The organism is Tundrisphaera macrotermitis (assembly GCF_051175315.1).
Taxonomy (GTDB): domain Bacteria; phylum Planctomycetota; class Planctomycetia; order Isosphaerales; family Isosphaeraceae; genus Tundrisphaera.
This window is the reverse complement of sequence record NZ_CP195100.1, coordinates 6,134,438-6,153,167: the sequence shown is the minus strand read 5'-3', so window position 1 is coordinate 6,153,167 and position 18,730 is coordinate 6,134,438. Positions and strand designations below refer to the sequence as shown.

The 18,730-nt window shown below is 69.5% G+C and carries 14 protein-coding genes; 8 read left to right on the top strand and 6 right to left on the bottom strand.

All coding sequences use genetic code 11. The features are described from left to right. The first annotated feature begins 259 nt into the window (after positions 1-259). Both TA3x_RS24845 and TA3x_RS24840 read left to right on the top strand, forming a co-directional pair. Entirely contained in the window at positions 260-2,098 is a 1,839-nt protein-coding gene (locus TA3x_RS24845; RefSeq protein WP_435017363.1) for an adenylate/guanylate cyclase domain-containing protein, read from the top strand. A 33-nt stretch (positions 2,099-2,131) separates the two neighbouring features. Beyond that, complete coding sequence (locus TA3x_RS24840; RefSeq protein WP_435017362.1) at positions 2,132-2,881, top strand: hypothetical protein; 750 nt, start codon at positions 2,132-2,134, stop codon at positions 2,879-2,881. A 12-nt stretch (positions 2,882-2,893) separates the two neighbouring features. Here TA3x_RS24840 and TA3x_RS24835 read toward each other — a convergent pair whose 3' ends face one another. The 5 genes from TA3x_RS24835 to TA3x_RS24815 all read right to left on the bottom strand — a co-directional run bounded on the left by TA3x_RS24835 (position 2,894) and on the right by TA3x_RS24815 (position 7,947). Then, positions 2,894-4,036, bottom strand: coding sequence for a VWA domain-containing protein (locus TA3x_RS24835; protein ID WP_435017361.1), 1,143 nt, complete (start codon positions 4,034-4,036; stop codon positions 2,894-2,896). A gap of 647 nt (positions 4,037-4,683) precedes the next feature. After that, positions 4,684-4,989, bottom strand: coding sequence for a hypothetical protein (locus TA3x_RS24830; RefSeq protein ID WP_435017360.1), 306 nt, complete (start codon positions 4,987-4,989; stop codon positions 4,684-4,686). A 48-nt stretch (positions 4,990-5,037) separates the two neighbouring features. Further along, entirely contained in the window at positions 5,038-5,310 is a 273-nt protein-coding gene (locus TA3x_RS24825; protein WP_435017359.1) for a hypothetical protein, read from the bottom strand. Positions 5,311-5,340: 30 nt separating this feature from the next. Then, complete coding sequence (locus tag TA3x_RS24820) at positions 5,341-6,768, bottom strand: sigma 54-interacting transcriptional regulator (protein WP_435017358.1); 1,428 nt, start codon at positions 6,766-6,768, stop codon at positions 5,341-5,343. Between the two features lie 195 nt (positions 6,769-6,963). Then, on the bottom strand, positions 6,964-7,947 hold the full coding sequence (locus TA3x_RS24815; RefSeq protein ID WP_435017357.1) for a ribose-phosphate diphosphokinase: 984 nt from the start codon (positions 7,945-7,947) through the stop codon (positions 6,964-6,966). A 327-nt stretch (positions 7,948-8,274) separates the two neighbouring features. Here TA3x_RS24815 and TA3x_RS24810 point away from each other — a divergent pair, with 327 nt between their 5' ends. The 4 genes from TA3x_RS24810 (at position 8,275) to TA3x_RS24795 (ending at position 13,060) form a co-directional block, all read left to right on the top strand. Then, positions 8,275-9,327: a hypothetical protein gene (locus tag TA3x_RS24810; RefSeq protein ID WP_435017356.1), complete on the top strand. Its 1,053-nt coding sequence runs from the start codon at positions 8,275-8,277 to the stop codon at positions 9,325-9,327. Between the two features lie 123 nt (positions 9,328-9,450). Next, on the top strand, positions 9,451-10,323 hold the full coding sequence (locus TA3x_RS24805) for an endonuclease/exonuclease/phosphatase family protein (RefSeq protein ID WP_435017355.1): 873 nt from the start codon (positions 9,451-9,453) through the stop codon (positions 10,321-10,323). 31 nt (positions 10,324-10,354) lie between these two features. After that, positions 10,355-10,945, top strand: a complete 591-nt coding sequence (locus TA3x_RS24800) for a DUF7689 domain-containing protein (RefSeq protein ID WP_435017354.1) — start codon at positions 10,355-10,357, stop codon at positions 10,943-10,945. A gap of 105 nt (positions 10,946-11,050) precedes the next feature. Next, a complete protein-coding gene (locus TA3x_RS24795; protein ID WP_435017353.1) occupies positions 11,051-13,060 on the top strand; it encodes a thioredoxin-like domain-containing protein in 2,010 nt (669 codons plus the stop codon). Positions 13,061-13,110: 50 nt separating this feature from the next. On the opposite strand, the gene TA3x_RS24790 is transcribed toward TA3x_RS24795, so the two are convergent. Next, complete coding sequence (locus tag TA3x_RS24790; RefSeq protein ID WP_435017352.1) at positions 13,111-15,939, bottom strand: Hsp70 family protein; 2,829 nt, start codon at positions 15,937-15,939, stop codon at positions 13,111-13,113. Between the two features lie 336 nt (positions 15,940-16,275). Between TA3x_RS24790 and TA3x_RS24785 the strand changes: the two genes are divergently transcribed. Both TA3x_RS24785 and TA3x_RS24780 read left to right on the top strand, forming a co-directional pair. Next, the gene (locus TA3x_RS24785) at positions 16,276-18,105 is read left to right on the top strand and encodes a hypothetical protein (RefSeq protein WP_435017351.1); all 1,830 of its coding nucleotides are present in this window, start codon (positions 16,276-16,278) and stop codon (positions 18,103-18,105) included. Between the two features lie 116 nt (positions 18,106-18,221). Continuing rightward, positions 18,222-18,560 carry a hypothetical protein gene (locus TA3x_RS24780; protein WP_435017350.1) on the top strand — a complete coding sequence of 113 codons (339 nt, stop codon included), beginning with the start codon at positions 18,222-18,224 and terminating at the stop codon, positions 18,558-18,560. The last annotated feature ends 170 nt before the right edge of the window (positions 18,561-18,730 follow it).

Below are 18,730 nucleotides of genomic sequence, written 5' to 3'. Positions count from 1 at the left end.
TGATGGGCCGCGAGCGTCATTCGCTCGGGCGAGATCAAGACATCTTTGGCGTGTCCCGATCTCGTGCACGATTGGAATCGTCCCGGCCCGGCGATGCAACAGGTTGATCCCGAAGCGGCCCGCCCCGGGATCCTCGATCGCCCCGCATCCGCCCCCGTGCCGAAGATTGACGGCCCGCTCCGGGCCGCCCGCGTGTACAATCGGCGGGTCGTGCGATCGAGATCGGATGCCGTCCGGGGCCGCGGGTGGGCCGTCCTCCATGAATGCCACGTTTCGGGTGCGGGTCGTCAACGAGGATCAGCAGGTCGTCTTCGTGAACGACTTCTCGAAGGCGGTGGAGATCGGCCGGCAGGACCGGGGCGAGCCGGGCCCCTATTCCCACCGCTTCGAGAACGGCCGGTGGCGGCTGGTGATCGCCCCGCTGACCGAGGACACGGTGTCGCGCCGGCACCTCAGCCTGGAGCCCCTGCCCGACGGGCGGATGCGGGTGCGCAACGGCAGCCGCGCCATCCCGATCCGCACCCTCTCCGGCCAGGAGATCCTGTCGGGCGAGACGGTGGACCTGGCGATCCCCCTGCAGCTGATGATCGGGCGGAAGACCGTCCGGGTCGTGGCGCCCGAGCCCTCCACCGGGGTTGGCCTGATCCAGGAGCTGCCCGAGGCGACCCTGCCCCCGGGGGCCATGTCCAGCGGGGCCATGCCCCCCAGCCTGGGCAGTTCCTTCGCCGGTCTGGACGGCGCCGGGATGGTCCGCGGCCTCCGGGTCGCGATGGACGTGCTCCAGGCCGCCGCCACCACCTCGGAGTTCTTCGACAAGGCCGCGCAGGCGACGCTCGAACTGGTCGGGCTGGACTCCGCCAGCGTGCTCCGGCTCCGCGACGGGGCCTGGGCCGTCGAGGCGTTCCGCGCGGCGCCCAACAATGCCAAGGCCGCCGAATCCCGGCCCAATCGCCACGTCCTCCGCATGGTCCTGGAACGCAAGAAGACCCTCTGGGAAGTGCCCACCGCCGACGCCTCCGTCGGGGTCACCGCCAGCATCGACTCGCTCGCGGCGGTGGTGGCCTCGCCGATCCTCAACCGCGAGGGGGACGTCATCGGCGCCCTCTACGGCGACCGCTCCTACCTCAACCCGATCAGCCTGTCGCGCGGCAACATCACCGAGGTCCAGGCGATGCTCATCGAGCTGATCGCCAGCGGGATCGCCGCCGGACTTGAGCGGCTCAAGCAGGAGAAGGCCGCGATGGCCGCCCGGGTCCAGTTCGAGCAGTTCTTCACCCCCGACCTGGCCCGCCACCTGGAGATGAACCCCGACCTGCTCAAGGGGCGCGAGTGCGAGGTCACCGTCCTGTTCTGCGACATCCGCGGGTTCAGCCGGATCAGCGCCCGGCTCGGCCCGGCCCGCACCGTCGAGTGGATCAACGACGTGATGGCCACCCTGTCGGACTCGGTCGCCGAGCATCACGGCGTGCTGGTCGACTACATCGGCGACGAGCTGATGGCGATGTGGGGCGCCCCCCAGGCGCAGCCCGACCACGCCCGGCTCGCCTGCCGCGCCGCGCTCGACATGCTCGGCAAGCTCGACCCCCTGGTCCGCAAGTGGGAGCCGATCCTGGGCGAGCCGTTCGACCTGGGCATCGGCCTGAACACCGGCCCGGCGCAGGTGGGCAACACGGGTTCCCCCCGCAAGTTCAAGTACGGACCTCTGGGCAACACGGTCAACCTGGCCAGCCGGGTCCAGGGGGCGACCAAGCACTTCCACACCCGCCTGATCGTCACCGGCGAGACCCACGCCAAGCTCGACGCCGGCTTCGCCACCCGCCGCCTCGGCCGGGTCCGCGTGGTCAACATCGCCGAGCCGGTCGAGCTTTACGAGGTGGTCCCGGGCGACGACCCCAGGCATGCGGACCTCCGCGCCGCCCACGAGAAGGCCCTGGCCCACTACGAAAATCGGGACCTGCGCGCCTCGGCCCGCCTCCTGGGGAACCTCCAGGTCGAGAACCCGACCGACGGCCCCTCGCTGATCCTGCTCAGCCGGGTCGTCTCCGCGCTCTGCGACGGCGACAGCTTCGACCCGGTCTGGACCCTCTCCTCGAAGTGAACCATCGGGCCGAACCTGCTGGGAGGCCGTGCGATGATGGAAGCCGACGACCGACTCGCGGGCGATCCTGTCTGGGAACTGTTCCCCGCGTCGCCCGCGCTGGCCCGGCCCGCCCACCGCCTCCGCGATGGGGCGATTTCCTTCGTCCTGATCGCATGGATCTTTTCCATCCAACCGCCGCTCGCCGTGATCCTGGCGTGCCTGGCGTCTGCGTACCAGGATTTCCGGGCCGCGTGGCAGGCGTCGAGGGTGATCCCGGACAAGGCCGGCGGCCGCATCTGCTCCCTGTTCGGTTATGCCTGGGGAGCCTGGAAGCTGGGGATGGTCGCCTTCGTGATGCTGTTCGTCGCCGCCATCATCTCCGCGCTGAGGGGCGAGGCCGGGGAGATGCCCCCGGCGTGCATCGTGGCGATGGTCCTGTGGGTCCTCGGCTTCGTCGCGTCGGCGATCCTGACGGCCGGCGGCCTCGTGCTCGCCTTCCGCTCGGGGATGCGGGTCTGGGTCGGCGAGGGGATCAACCAGACGCGGACGCTGCTCTTCGCCATGTTGATGGTCGGGTTCGCCTGCCTCGTGCTGCTCCCGGGGACGATCCTGCTCATCAGTGCCCCGGCCGCCATTGACACTGGAGGGGCCGTCGTCCCGATGCTGGTCGTGATCTTCTCCCTGATGCTCGGGGCGCCGGTCGTCCTGCTGATCCTCCTCGACTGGTTCACGCGCCGGATCGCCGCCGACCGGCCGGGAAAGTTCGGGCCCAAGGTCCCGGCCGTGGGGAAGTGGGGCTGACGGCCCGGTGCATCATGCCCCCGACCGGCGCTTGCGGCGGCCGCCGATGAAGCTGTCGATGACGACCTTGCCGAGGTCGTCGGCCGAGCAGTGGGCCGAGATGCCTTGCGACACCCGGGCCATCTCCTCGACGAAGTTCATCAGGCCGTAATAGAAGTAATCTTCGATCAGGGCGAAGCTCGACACCCGGATGCCGGCCGCGGCGCAGCGGCGGGCCTCGTTCAGGGTGTGGTCGGCCGACTTCTGCGACGGGGGGTAGATCAGGCAGAGTTGCCGCCCCTCGATGTGCGCGGTGGGCTCGCCGTCGGTCACGACGATGATCTGCTTGTTGGTCGCCCCGGAGCGGGCCAGGAGGTTGCGGGCCAGCCGGAGGCCGGCGTCGATGTTGGTGAAGTGCTGCGGCACCCTCTTGGGCATGTTGTCGAGGTCGAACCGGAGGTTGACCCGGCTGTCGTAGATGCTGACCTGTTTGGGGGCCGAGTTGATCAGCTCGCGCTCGGTCATCACGCTGGCGAATGTGTAGAAGCCGACCATCTGGAGGCTGTCGCCCGAGTACTGGCCCCGGACCATCGACTGCAGCGCCAGGGCGACCTTCTTGGTGGTCGCGTACTTGCCGTAGCGGCTCATGGAACCGCTCATGTCGATCAGCACGACGGTGGCGCACCGGGTCTGGTGCTCGACCTCGTGGACCACGTAGTCGTCATACCGGAGCTTGATCGGCGGGCCGCCTTCGCGACGGGCCATCGCGTTCTTGAGCGTCTCGTGCATGTTGATGTTGGACAGCGAGTCGCCGAAGACGTAGGGCTTGCTGTCCTCGTGGCGGATCGACCCGTCCCCCTTCTGCGGGGTGTCGTGCTTGCCGATCGCGTCGCGGTTGAAGGTCTGGAACAGGCTGGCCAGCGCCGAGTCCTGGACCCGCCGCAGCCCCTTGGGGCTCACCTGGTACTGCCCTCCCTCGTCCTTCTCGATCAGCCCTTCCTTCTGGATCAACTCGACGAGGTCCTTCATGTCCTCGTCCTCGACGTCGTCCAGATTCCGCAAGACCTGGTCGCCGTACTGCATCAGGTATTCGGAAAGCTGGTCGAACGCCTTCTCCGCCGACTGGGGCTGGAACTCCTGAGAGCCGTCCCACTTCGTGTATTCAAATCGCGACATGATCCATCCTCGATAAGATACGCGGAGGGGTAGGACTGGAAGTTTCTCGTAGGGTGGGAATCGCCCACCATCACGCCACGGACCGGTGGGCGATGCCCACCCTACAATCTTCGGGATGCGTCATTTGCTCGGCCCATCTCATAACCACAGACGCGGCACGTCTTCCGCCATTCGGTTGCCGGATAGTGGCAGCTTGGGCAGGATCGAGTCGCCCTGTGCGTATTGCGGATGGAATCGTCGATCCCCGATTCCCGCGCAAACCAGTAGCGTGCTTGCGATTGTTGGGGTGTCATCGTTTCGAGGATCGGCGATGGCCTGCCCAGATGGATGAGGCCAAGTTCGGCACGGTCGGGCACTTCGCGAGCGATGCAATGCCCGGCTCTCGCGTGTTCGATCGTCTCCGAATCGGTGGTGCAGAAGTGAACATCGCTGTCACATCGATCACAATGCCGGACGCCGGGATCGGATGTGACAGCGAGTTCCGTCCAGAGCTTCGAGCACTGGAATTGAAATGGCGCGGGACAGTTTCGGATGGTTATCTCTGTTTTCACGATGTCACTCATCCGATCAACTGCCCTGCGATCGATCACTTACGTAGGGTGGGCACCGCCCACCATCACACCTCGGGACGGTGGGCGGTGCCCACCCTACCAAACTGCGGAAGCCTCGATGTCTTTTAATACGGCTTGCAGCATGGCCTCTATCCCTCCCTCAGTCGGTGGATGAAGCCGATCGAAGAGGATGCGATCGGCATCACGCACCTGCATGCGAATGCCCATCTCGGGATAGTCATAAGGATGAAAGGCGAGCGTCAAGCTCAACTCAAGACTTCCTTTATGATAACAGGCCGTATCGTGTGTCGGGCTGTGATCGAATGCGCCATGTTTGATGAAACCTTGATGCCTCAACACCGGGGTGACGAGCATCGTGGTCAGTCTGGAAAATTCCGACATGGAGATGTCACCGACAATTCCGCGTCGTGTTCTGGACCAGCCCACCAGTTATTGAACTAAGGGCATGATGGCGATGAAAGCGGCATAAGTCAGCAACATCTCCAGAACGAGGAGCGTAGACCGTTTCCACCCTGGCCAGGCCGCCCTTCGAGCGACGGAAACAACCACGATCGGGAAGCCGATCACCAGGGGATAAAAGCTGAGGGCGGCCGCCTCTTCCGCCAATATGGGGAAGGGATAGCCCATCATCCGCCCACGGACAACTGCGCCGGAGAAGGCGACCCATACGATCTGAGCCAGGATCAAGGCTCGCAACAGCATGGAATCGCCCTCGGTCTCCTCGACGACAGATCAACGACGATACGACGATCCCCCGTCCTTGGCCGTCTTGTTCAGCTTGTTGTGGACGTGGAGCCCTTCGAGGATGAACTCGGCGGCGCTGGCGGTGGCGGCGGATTTGGATTCGGGCTCGGCCAGTTCGGGCAGGAACTTCTTCGCCAGCTCCTCGGCCTTCTTGCGGAGGTTGGGGACCTTTTCGATCCGGTCGAGGATCGACTGCGACGCCTGGGTGTCGCCGATCTCGATCCCCTTGCCCCCCTCGAAGAAGTCCACCGACTGGCGGAACTCCTTGATGTCGAGGTGGTGGTCGAACACGTTCTTGACCGCCTCGGCGGCAATCCGGCCGATCAGCTTGTCCTCATTGCCGTCGTCCTCGGCCATCGTCAGTTCGAGCTTGCCGCGCGAGCTGGGGATGGCGTGGGCGAGGTCCGACACGCGGGGGACGATCCACCGCTCCTGGTTCAGCAACGCCCGACGCTCGGCGTTGGAAATCACGTTCTCCAGGTTGGCGATCGACATCCGGACCGACACGCCCGACGCCTGGTTGACGTGCGACGAGGTCCGGGCCAGCCGGGACATCTCCTCGACCACTTCCTTGATGTAGACCGGCACGGCCAGCTTGCCGCCGTCGCGGTCGAGCCAGGCGTTCTGGTCGTTGATCGCGATGCCCAGTTCGCGGGTCAGCGGGTAGTGGGTCCGCACCACCGAGCCGATCCGGTCCTTGAGCGGGGTGACGATCCGGCCGCGATTGGTGTAGTCCTCGGGATTGGCCGAGAACACCATGCACAGGTCCAGCTCCATCCGGATCGGATAGCCCCGGATCTGGACGTCGCGCTCTTCCAGGACGTTGAACAGGCCGACCTGGATCTTAGGCGAGAGGTCGGGCAGCTCGTTGATGCAGAAGATCCCGCGATTGGTCCGGGGGATCAGGCCGAAGTGCATGGTCAGCTCGCTGGAGAGGTAGCGCCCCTCGGCATGCTTGATCATGTCCACCTCGCCCACGAGGTCGGCGATGGTCACGTCGGGCGTGGCCAGCTTCTCGTGATACCGATCCTCGCGGCCCACCCAGGCGATCGGCGTCTTGTCGCCCAGCACGTTGACCTTATCCCGCGCCTCCTTGGAGAGCGGGGCATACGGGTCGTCGTTCACCTCGGACCCCTCGACCACCGGCAGGGCGTCGTCGAGCAGGTGGACCAGCTGGCGGAGCATCCGCGTCTTGGCCTGCCCGCGCAGGCCGAGGAACAGCATGTCGTGCTTGCTGAGGATCGCGTTCTGGATCTGCGGGACGACCGTGTCTTCATACCCGAGGATGTCGGGGAACAGCGGCTGCCCGGCGCGGATCTTCCGGATCAGATTCCGTCGCATCTCGTCCTTGACCGACTCGCCCTTGTAGCCGCTGGCGGTCAGTTCGCCGAGGGTCCGGGGTCGCTCCATCGCCATCGATTCGTGCTCCAGGGTGTAGGTGGCGCGGCCAGGCGAAGGGGCGGGCAAAGCATGCAAGGCGGGCCGGCGCGGCCGAAGCCGCACGATTATGCTAGGCGGGCGAAAAGGGCAAGTCAACGCAACGCGGCCCGGCGACCATCCTCGGGGGACGGGGCCGGGCCATGGGGACTTTGCGAAGGGATCGAGTCGGGCTCAGATCTCGAACAGTCGGCTCACGCTCTCGCGGCTGTGGATCGAGTGGATCGCCTGGGCGAACAGGCCGGCCACGCTGACGACGGTGGCGTTGGGGGGCAGGGCCTCGGGGTGGTAGCCGATCGTGTCGGTGAGCACCAGCTCCTTGATCGGGCTGGCGGCGATCTTGGCGGCCGATCCCTTGGACAGGATGCCGTGCGATACGCAGGCGTAGATGTCCTTCGCCCCGTGGGCCTTGCACACCTTGGCCATCTCGATCAGGGTGCCGCCGGAGATCGTGAAGTCGTCCACGATCAGGACGTTCTTCCCCTCGACGCTGCCGATGATGTCCAGGACGGCGGCCCGCTCCTCGTGGTCGTCGCGGACCTTGTAGCCGATCACGAACTGGGTCCGCATCGCCTCGGCGTACTTGGACGCCTGCTTGCTGAATCCCACGTCGGGCGAGGCGATCACGAGGTCGGGGATCTGCTTCTTGCGGAAGTAGTCCACCAGCACCGGCATGGCCCAGAGGTGGTCCACCGGGGCCTTGAAGAACCCCTGGATCTGCGGGCTGTGCAGGTCCATCATCAGCACGCGGTCGGCCCCGGTCCCCTCGATCGCGTCGGCGCAGACCCGCGCCCGGATCGACACGCGGGGCTCGTCCTTCTTGTCCCCCTTGGCGTAGGAGAAGAAGGGGATCACCGCCGTGACCTGCGAGGCGCTGGCCCGCTTCAGGGCGTCGATCCAGAACAACAACTCCATGAAGTTGTCGTTGACCGGGAACTCCGTCCCCTGGACCACGAACACGTCGCGGCCCCGGACGTTCTCCAGGACCCGCACGAAGACGTTGCCTTCGCTGAAGATCTTGGTCTCCGACTTCGCCAGCTCGATCCCCAGGTGGTTGCAGATCGACTGCCCCAGCACCCGGCTGGCCCGACCGGCGAAGATTTTCAGCTCGCCGAACGGGTCGGTCTGCCTGGCGGAGCTGAACAGTGGATTTTCCATGAGCCTGCGCGTGCCCTCTCGAACCGACCCGCCGACGTCCGCCATCCTCGCGGTATCTTAACGCGCCCCCCTCCCGAACTCCACCGGGGATCCGGCCCCACCCTCGGTTCGGGGCCTCCGGTCATCGCCCGGGGATTTCCGGCAACGGCCCGGGCCCCCCTCGGGGACGGATCCCGCCCTCCGGACGACGCCTCGCCAACTTTTTTCGGGAATCCGACGCGATTCCCGGAAAAACACTGATAAGGGTCGGCGCGCGATCCTGAATATGTCGGCGACAGGAGCGAGCATCACGGAGCCAACGCCGACCCCACGCCGAGAGACCCCCCGATGACTGGCAGCCCCGCCCGCCTCGCCGCCGACCCGCCGCACCCGAAACGGGGCGCCGGCCCCGGCCCCGCCGCCGATCCGTTGGGATCGAACGACGGTTCATGTCAACATGCGAACTCGGAGGCCGACGCCCTGGCCGCGCGGCTCGCGGCGGAGATGAAGCCCTCCGGGGAGATGGGCCGGATCCTGATCCGGCGGGTCGCCACGCTCTCGGCCCGGCTCGACCGCTGCGGCCGGCACGAGGCGGCGATGACCGCCCGGCGGGTCCGCGACGCCCAGAAGGACCGCGACGAGGCCCGCCGCGCCGAGGTCAACGTCCTCGCCGCCCTCCTGGACACCGACCCCGACCGCGCGGTCGCGCGGATGAAGGAGATCCCCGAGGGGATCGACGGGCTGATCGAGGCATGGCACGTCCTCCGGGGCCGCCTGGACCGGCCCGGCAAGCTCGCCTGGAATCACCACGACGACGAGCGCCTGGAAAGCCTCCTGGGCCGCCACCCCGGGATCTACCCGCCCACCCCGTTCACCCCGATCCTCCGGGCCATCCAGGGCGACTTCTCGGGCCTGACCGCCGACCAGAGGGCCGGGGTGGACCGCAAGAAGCGGAAGCGGTGGGCCCTCGAACAACTGGCCGCCCTGATCGATGCCGAGGTGGAGGCCCTGCGCGAGCTTCGCGTGCAGGTCGATGGCGAAAACGAAGCCATCGACCGCGCCGAGGCGGCCGACCGCGCCCTGTTCGACCCGTCGGAGGAGGGCCAGATGGCGCGGCGATACGAGGCCGCCGCCGAGCGCGGGCTGTTCCGCGCCCTCCGCGAGTTCCACGCGGTCGAGGAGCGGGCCGAGAGCGTAGCAGCGACCGCGCCGGACACCGAATCGCCGCCCCGACCCGCCCCGGCGGAGCCTCGTCCCCGACCCCACGCGGCGGCCCCGGCCGTCCCCGCCCCCGTCCCGGTCGCCCCGCCGATCGCGGCGGCCCCGCCGGTGCTCGCACCCCCGCACCGAACGAACCCAACGCCCGCCGCCCGGCCGTCGCCATCGCGGGGCCCGGGCTGACCGATCGGCCCACGACCCGGGTGGACGGTCGCGCGTCTCCCCCGTGTGCCCCGTGACATCGCGGTCCGAAGGCGTTAGGCTCGATCGCTCCCCGCGACCCCCTCCCTCCCCGGAGCCGTGACGATGTTCCCCGCCCTCGCCCTCCTGGCCGCACTGATCGCGCCCGAGCCGGCCCCCGCCGATGTCCGGGTGATGAGCTACAACATCCGGTTCGCCAACCCGGGCGACGGCGAGAACGTGTGGGAGAACCGCCGCGATTTCCTCGCCGACACCATCAAGGCGTTCGGCCCCGACCTCCTGGGGACGCAGGAAGTCCTGGCCCGCCAGCGCGACGACCTCGCGGCCCGGCTCGACGGCTACGAGGTGCTGGCGGCCGGCCGCGACGACGGCCGGGAGAAGGGGGAGATGATGGCCCTCTTCTTCCGCAAGGATCGGTTCGAGAAGCTCGATTCCGGCCACTTCTGGCTCAGCGAGACCCCCGACGTGCCCGGCAGCAAGGGTTGGGATAGCTCCCTGCCCCGCATGGCCACCTGGGCGAAGCTCCGCGACCGACGCGCCCCGGACGGCCCGCCCATCTTCTTCATCAACACCCACTTCGACCACATCGGCCCGAAGTCCAAGGCCGAGGCCGCCCGCCTCATCCGGGCCAGGATCGACGAGATGGGCCGGGGATCCCGCGTCGTCCTGACCGGCGACTTCAACAGCGGCGTGGGGAGCCAGGCCTACTGGACCCTCTTCGCCACCAAGCTCCAGCGCGTCCACTATCTCAAGGATACGTACCATACGTACCGCGCCGCCCACCCGGGCGGGGGCGAGGCCGAAGGGACGCTCTCGGGCTTCAAGTCCGCCGCAACCAAGGGCCCGCGGATCGACTGGATCGGCGCCTCGACCGACTGGACCGTCCGCGAGGCCGGGATCGTCCGGGCCGACCGCGACGGCCGCGCCCCGTCCGATCACCATGCCGTGACCGCCGTGCTCGCCCCCAAGGCCGATTGACCGAACGAACCCAACGAGGCCCCCGGACCGAATGATGCTCACCAGGAAACGACCGACGTTCCGCCCCGCCGTCGAAGGGATCGAATCCCGGCTCCTGCTCTCGACGGTCGCCCCGCCCGCGGCCGTCGCCCCGCCCGCGGCTTCCGCACCGGCACCCCGCAAGTACAACCTCACCCGCTTCCCGGCCGAGCGCCGCGACCTGAGCCCCGGCGAGTTCCCCAACCTCGGCCGCCAGTTCGAGGTGATCGCCCCGTTCTCCAACCGCTACAACTGCATCGCCTGGAGCCTGGGCCACCGCGATCGGTGGGTCTCCCCCCGGCTCGGCACGGCCAAGAATCCCCTCTCCTGGGCCGACAAGACCTACGCCAAGGAAGGGATGACCCGCCTGGCCACGCTGGACACCAGCCTCCAGGACGGCGTGGACAAGGTGGTCGTCTACGGGGTCGTCGACAAGAAGGGAGTCGTCCGGGGCGTGAAGCATGCGGCGGTCCAGGAGGAGGACGGCACCTGGACCAGCAAGATGGGCCAGGGCGGGCTGATCCGCCACCCGACCCTCAAGGCGGTCAGCGGCCCGCTGTATGGCCGCCCCATCGCCGTGTATGCGGAGCCCGAGACGGCGTGAAGTCGGCGGGGGGGCGAATCAAGTTGCGATCGTCCCCGCCCGGCCTAGAATGGACCGGCATCCTTGATCCCGAACCTCCCACTCGATCGCGGAAGGACGCTCTCCATGCGGTTGCATCGGCGTGACCCGGCACTGGCGAAGGCCCTCGTCAAGGCGGGCCTCGGAGTCGCCTTGGCGGCGCTCCTGACGGCGGCGTGGGGGTATCGGTCGGAGGCCACACCCCCGGCCCGGCAGGAGGAGGTGCCCTCGCTGGACGGGGCCGTGGGCTGGATCAACACCGACAACCCGATCCACCTGGATCGGCTCAAGGGGAAGATCGTCCTCCTGGACTTCTGGACCTTCTGCTGCATCAACTGCCACCACGTCCTGCCCGACCTCGCCAAGCTGGAGGCCAAGTACAAGAACAACCTCGTGGTGGTCGGCGTCCACACTGCCAAGTTCGACGCCGAGCGCGAGACCGAGAACATCCGCGCCAAGGTCCACGAATATCAGATCAAGCACCCGGTGGCCAACGACGCCAACCAGGTGATCTGGAACCGATTCGGCGTCCGGAGCTGGCCGACGCTCGCCCTGATCGACGCCAGGGGCCGGTACATCGGCAGCGTCTCGGGCGAAGGGCACTACGATCGGCTCGACCAGGTCATCGGCAAGCTGGTCGAACTCCACAGGGCCAAGGGCGAACTGGACGAGACCCCGGTCGAATTCCCCAGCGAGATCGAGAAGCCGCACGACGGCGGCCTCCTCTATCCCGGCAAGATCACCGCCGACGCCGCCGGCCAGAAGCTCTACATCAGCGACACCGGCCATAACCGGATCGTGGTGGCCGACCTCTCCGGCAAGTTCATCGAGGCGATCGGCGGCGGCGAAGGCGGGCTGGTCGACGGCGCCTACGCCAAGGCCCAGTTCAACCGCCCGCAGGGGACTTGCCTGTTCGAGGGCAAGCTCTACGTGGCCGATACCGAGAACCACGCCATCCGCGTCGTGGACCTGGCCGGCAAGACGGTCGCGACCGTCGCCGGCGACGGCACCCAGGCCCACCCGCCCTACGGCGAGGGCAAGGCCTCCGGGGTGCGGCTCAACAGCCCGTGGGACGTCCTGCCCATGCCCGGCACCCGGTCGCTGGCCGTGGCGATGGCCGGGCCCCACCAGATCTGGAAGCTGGACCTCGCCGCCGGGACGATCGCCAACTTCGCTGGCGACGGGCGGGAGAACATCCTCGACGGCCCGGCCCTCGAAGCCAACCTCGCCCAGCCCAGCGGGCTGGCCACCGACGGCCAGCACCTGTTCGTCGCCGACTCGGAAGTCTCCGGCGTCCGCTCGATCGGCCTCGGGGCCGACCCGGTGGTCGAGACGATCGTCGGCGTCGGCCTGTTCGGCTTCGGCGATAAGGACGGCATCGGCGAGGCGGTCCGGCTCCAGCACTGCCTGGGCCTGGCCTATGGCGGCGAAAAGCTCTATATTGCCGACACTTATAACAACAAAATCAAGGTCTGCGACCCGAAGACCCGGGCCGTGGAGTCCCTGGTCGGCGACGTCCGGCGGGGCAAGACCGACCGGCCCCCCCTGTTCAACGAGCCGGCCGGCCTCAGCCTGGCCGGGAACGTCCTCTACGTGGCCGACACCAACAACCACGCGATCCGCACCGTGGACCTGGCCACCCGCAAGGTCGCGACCCTGGACATCGCCTCGATCGTCGCGCCGACCCGGGTCCGGGTGCCGAAATTCCCCAACCCTGCCGTGGTCGACCTGCCGGCCGCCGAGGTCGCCCCGGGCGGATCGGTGACGCTGGATGTGGCCCTCAGCCTGCCGGACGGGTTCAAGCTGAGCGCCGAGGCCCCGATGCTCTACCTGGTCGAGTCCCCCGGTCAGGCCGATGTCTTCGGCCCCGAGGTCTCGCCGTCCGGCAACAAGATCGAGTCGCCCCAGGCCCAGTTCCCGATCAAGGTCACGCTGGCGAAGCCGGCCGAGGCCGGCGCGACGCTGCCGCTCCGGGTCTCGGTCTCCGCGTTCATCTGCCTGCCCAACAGCCTGTGCACGACCAAGAACTACGTCTGGAACGTGCCGGTCAAGTTCACCCCGGGGGCGCCTGACAAGGTGACGCTCAAGACGCCATGACCCCACCGACCGGCCCTCGCGACCCCGCAGGCCACGAGGGCCGGCCCGTCCTATTCGACCCCGACCACCAGCCGGAGACCGGCGGGCAGGGCGTCGCCGTACGCCTGGTCCCGCCTCGCCCCTTCGAGTTCGCGGAACTCGCGGATCGGGTCGGTCGCCGCGGCGTCGGCCCCCAGGGCCTCGAGCCGGGCGATGATCTCCAGCCGCAGCGGCTCCTCCAGGTCCCGGGTCCGGTCGCCCGAGACCCGGGCGATCTGCCCCAGGGCGAAGATGAGGTCGGCGGCCTCGCGACCGGCCGCCGCCGGTCGGTCCAGCAGCACCCGAGCCCACCGCGACGCCTTCTCGGGCGGGACCACGGTGTTGGCCGGTCCGTAGAGCGGCACCCGGGCCCCGATCCGCCCCAGGCACCAGGCGGCATACGCGGGCGGGTTCGGCTTGGCCATCTCCTTGGCGAGCAGGTCGCCGTACGGCTCCTTGAGGTTGGACGCCAGCCGCTCCAGGCTCGCCGCGCAGCGCCAGATCTCGGCCAGCTCGTGGGCCTCGGGCTTGGGGCGGGTCGCCTTCTTGCCCGAGCTTCCGCCACGGGACGGCAAGATCAGCGGGGCGAGCCGGCGGTGGATCTCATCGTGGTGGGCCCGGTTCAGCCCGGCGGCCACCCGCCGCCACAGGACCCACCACTCGACCCAGCACTGGGTGTCCTTGGTGTGCTTGACCCCCTGGTGGAAGGCCGACCACAGGGCCTTGATCCGCGCCTCGTCGAGCGGATAGCCGGTCCCCGGCCGGAGGCAGAACCCGGCCAGGTTGAACCAGCGCGACTCGTGCCGGGGTCCCCTGGCGCGGAGGTCGGTCGCCTCCCGGAGCGGCTCCCACATCGCCCGCAGGGCCGACGGCGGCCACTGGTCGCGCGGGGCGTCCAGGGCCACCTCCAGGGTCTTGAGCAGCCGATCCGGCCCCCCCTCGACCGTCCCCGGCGGCGAGGCGAACGCCGACCGGATCGCCTCGATGGCGGCGTCCACCTCGGACTGCTCGATCACCGTGGCGTCGGACTCGCGCCCGACCTCCAGTGGGCGGGGCGTGGCCGGGCCGCTCGGCCCGCGCAGCTGGATCTGGAGCCGCCAGCGGCGCTCGTCGGTCCGGGACTGGCACCAGAGTTCGACCGTGCCGACCTCGGTCACGCGGGCTTCCAGACGCACCGGCACCCGCTCCGCCTTGGCCTTGCGGCCCACCCGCATGACCCCCACCAAAGGCGGGAGGACGCGGATCGAGTCGGGGTCGGCCTTCACGAGGTCGCCCGGCATGTCCTGCGGCCGGACCGAGCTGCTGGCCAGGGGGAAGGCGACCGGCTGGCCCATGAGCAGGTCGAAGTCGTGGCGGTCGATGCGGATCTCGTCCCCTTCCTGGGCGTCGCGCGGGACCACGCAGAGCCAGGGCCTGTCGGCGGCCTCGGCCTCGAACCCGACGTAGAACGAACGGGCGGTGCCGCCGCCGATCCGGATCCCGCCGCCGCGCCTGACCACCCCGTAATAGGCCGCGCCGTGGGCCACGGCGAGGTCCAGCGAGGCATTGCTCAGGACCCGGGGGCGATAGGTCGGGTCGGCCTCGCCGAACCAGGACCGGACCACCTCGACCACCCGGTCGCGGAGCAGGGCGGGGGTCAGCGCCCCGCCGTTGAACAGGATCGCGTCGGGCCGGGCCGGCCCGGTCCCGCCCGACTCGGCCTGGTGGCGGCGGAGGAACGACGACAGGTGGCGGGGGATCGCCGGGTCGGCCACGAACGGCAGGCCGAATTCCTGGAGACCCGCGCGAGGCCCGCCGCGTCCCGGCTCCTCGCCCGCCGGGGAGAGCGGCAGGAATCCGTCGAGGACCGTGGCCAGCACTTCCTCGCGGGTCAGCTCCGACTGGAGGCTGCCGCCGATGATCTTGGAGCCCCGGCCGGCGATGATCACCGGCCACCGCGCGGCGGGGGTGTCCGACAGGAGCTTCTCCTTGGCGACCCGGCACGACAGCCGGAGGGCCGACCATTGCTCGGTGTCCAGCTTCCTCGCCCCGAGCTTGGCCTCGACCTTGTGGGCCAGGGCCAGGTCGATGTTGTCGCCGCCGAGCATCAGGTGGTCGCCCACCGCCACGCGGCGAAAGCCGGGGCCTTCGGGGGTCTCGACCACGGTGATCAGGCTGAAGTCGGTCGTCCCCCCGCCCACGTCGCAGACCAGGATCAGCTCCCCGGCGCGGACCTCGCGCTGCCAGCCGTCCTGGTGGGTCACGATCCAGCAGTAGAAGGCCGCCTGCGGCTCCTCCAGCAGGACCGGCCGCTCGATCCCGGCCCTTTTGGCCGCCTCGACGGTCAGCTCGCGGGCCGCCTCGTCGAACGACGCCGGGACGGTCAGGATCACCTCCTGGTGGGCCAGCTTCGCCGATTCGTCGTTCTTGGCGAAGTGGTCGTCCCAGGCGTCGCGGATGTGGGCGAGCAGGTCGGCCGACGCCTCGACCGGCGAGATCTTGCGGGCCTCCGGCGCCGCCCCCCACGGGAGGATGGCCGCTTCCCGATCCACGCCCGCATGGCACAGCCAGCTCTTGGCGCTGGCGACCAGGTGGCCGGGGACCTTCGCCCCCTGCGAGCGGGCGAACTCGCCGACGATCCGGTCGCTGTCCCCCCGCCAGGGCAAACGCGTCGCGCCGGCGGGCAGCTCGTGGGGGCCGGGCAGGTAGATGAACGACGGGAGCATGCCCCGGGGGCTCGACTCCCCGGGCGCGACCAGCTGCGCGACGTCGAAGGCCCGGACGTCGGCGTTCGGCCGCTCCTTCCCCTTCGTGTCCACATAGGCCACGGCGCAATTGGTGGTGCCGAGGTCGATCCCGACGATGTAACGCGAGCGAGCCATGGGCGTCCCGGCAAGAGGGCGGCGAGATCCGGCCCGATCGGTCGGGCGGGCGGCAACACCCATTATAGACCAGAATCGCCCCCCGCCTCGCCACGAGTTTCGCCCGCGGATCGGGGCCGGGCCCTCGGCCCTTGCTCGGCGAAACTTGGGGATTTCCCCAGGGTTCGGTCCGGCTTCCCCGGGAAACCGGCAGAACCGTCGCGTCCCGCGCGATCGATTCAAGGCCGGCCCCGCGGCGGGTCGATCGTAAGTCCTGGAGTCAACCCCAGGGCCGCCCGGATCGGGCGGGGGGCACAGTCGACCCGGCCGGGATGGGTGCGGATGCTTGGACCAGGCATGACCCGAATCGCCGTGCTGCTGCTACTGGTGGTAGGGCTCGGCCCGTGCCGCCTCGCCCCCGGGGCCGCACCGGCGTCGCCGGGGGTCGGCCGGCCGATGCCGATCGCGGTCCGGGACGGGCACGCCTCGTTCGACCTCCCCGCCTCGGGTCGCGACGGCAAGACCCTGGTCATCGTCTCGGCCCTGGGGGACGGCGTCGGCCCGTTCCCGATCCGGCTGTCGACCCGGGCCGTCGCCAAGGCGAGGCCCGCGGAGGTGCTGCCCGATCCCGTCGGCTCGCTGCCCCTCCGCGATGCCCCCCACCCCGGGCCGATCCCCGCCGCGCCGGCGACGATCCCGCCGTCCGTCCGGTCGTTCCACCTGCTCGCCAAGGATGGCGACGTGACCCAGGCGGCCAGCTATGGCGTGGTCGAGGGTCACCTCCGCGCCTACGGCCTCCGGGTCCAGGTCTACGTCGACAAGGACGACGTCGACCGGGTCGACGTCGCCACGCTCCGCGACGTGGTGGCGACCTTCGACGAAAAGATCTATCCGGTCGCGGCGCTCCGGTTCGGGGTGCCCCGGGACGTCGACGGCGACGGCCGGTTCACGGTCCTGTTCTCGGGCTGGCTGGCCAAGCTCGCCGGGGGCAAGGTGAGCCTGGACGGCTTCACGCGAGGGGCCGACCTCGACCTCGTCCTGCCCGCGCCGCTGGGCAACCGCTGCGACATGATGTACCTGAACACGACGCTCAAGGCGGGCCCCCACCTCCGGACCGTGATGGCCCACGAATATACGCATGCGATCACGTTCAGCCGCAAGGTCCTCGCGCCCGCCGCGCGGGGCGTGCAGGGGACCGAGGAGGAGGGTTGGCTCGACGAGGCGCTGGCCCACCTCGTCGAGGACGCCCACGGCTTCTCGCGGTCGAACCTGGACTACCGCGTCAGCGCCTACCTGTCCCAGCCGGAACGCTATCGGCTGGTCGTGGACGACTACTACGGCGAGGACCTGTTCCGGAGCCACGGCAACCGCGGGGCGACCTACCTGTTCCTCCGCTGGTGCGTCGATCGGTACGGGCCGGGGCTCCTGGATGCGTTGATCCGATCCGAGCGGCGCGGCCGCCCCGGGCTGGAGGCCGCCACCGGGATGCCGTTCGCCGAGCTGTTCCGCCGCTGGACGGTCGCGCTCTACACGTCGGGCCTCGACCCCGCGGCCGATGCCGACGGGTCCTACCGATCGATCGACCCCCGGGCCGAGCTGGAGGACTGGATCCTGGCCGGCCCCCGCGCCTCGACGGTCCGCCCGGGCGGGCTGGACCTCTGGGATGCGGGGGGGACCACCGCCCACTACGCGATCGTCGCCGGCGCCGCCGGCGAGGCGACCCGGGTCGAGATCGACGGCCCGGCGGCGGCCGACATGCAGGTCACGGCGGTGTCCCTGCCCCCCGGGCTGGGCCGCCCCGAGCTGACCGTGCGCCCGGCGATGGCGCCGGGCGGGACGATCGGCTTCCGGGCGTCGGTGGTCGAGCGGGACGGGACGCCGATCCGGCTGGGTGCCCTGGCCTGGGAGCCGCTGGTCCCGGCCAGCAACCCCCGCGCGGCCGGGTTCGGCCGGGGCGGGATCGACATGCTGGGCATCGCCCGCGCGTTCGGGACCTCGGCCCTGCCGGCGAGGGGAACGCTCGCTTCCCGGCCGATCCCCATGGCCGGCGTCCTGGACGGGCAGGGCCCCCTGGTGTTCAAGGCGGTGGGCACGGATTCAGGCGGCCGACGCGTGGCCGCCTGGGCGATCATGGCCCCACACCCCGGGCGGGAAACGAACCTTTCGTCCCTGAACGACGAAGAATGAGCCCGTTCGGCGCCCCCGAAGATCCGGATTTTCGGGATTGCCTTCCCCGAGATGGCCCGTATGCTTCCCTCGGCGAGTCGGACGGATCCCTCGAAACCCCCGGGTGACGAATTCCGATGACCTCGACGATCATCTTCCTGACCCTGGTCTTGGCATCCCCCGACGCGGGGGCTTGCGATGCCCCCGCGCGGGCGACCGAGCCGATGGTCTTGAAGGACGCGGGGCGCAACCGGTTCGCTCAATTCTGCCCGCTGCTCCGGAGGTCCGAGCCACGCCTCCGCTCCGGGCGTCCCGAGGAAGCCCTCGACGAGACCGACGATACGCGGGACGTCGAGCTGATCGGGATGGAACTGGCCTGGGTGCCGATCCCCCGCCATTCCGCCTGCGAGGCGAGGCCGGCCGTCTCACGGTCCTTCCGGCCGCTCATCGATCGTAGCCCCATCCTCCGCTGTTAGACCCACCCCGCCCCAAGGGCCGCACGGCCCGCCCATTCTTGCCGCAGCCGGCGATCGCTCATGCGTCCGCACGGCCCGGGCTCCCACGCCCCGGCCCTGCATCCTCGACGCCGATCGGTTCCCGAGCGGTCCTACCCAATCGATGGCATGAACCCATCCCATTCACTCCA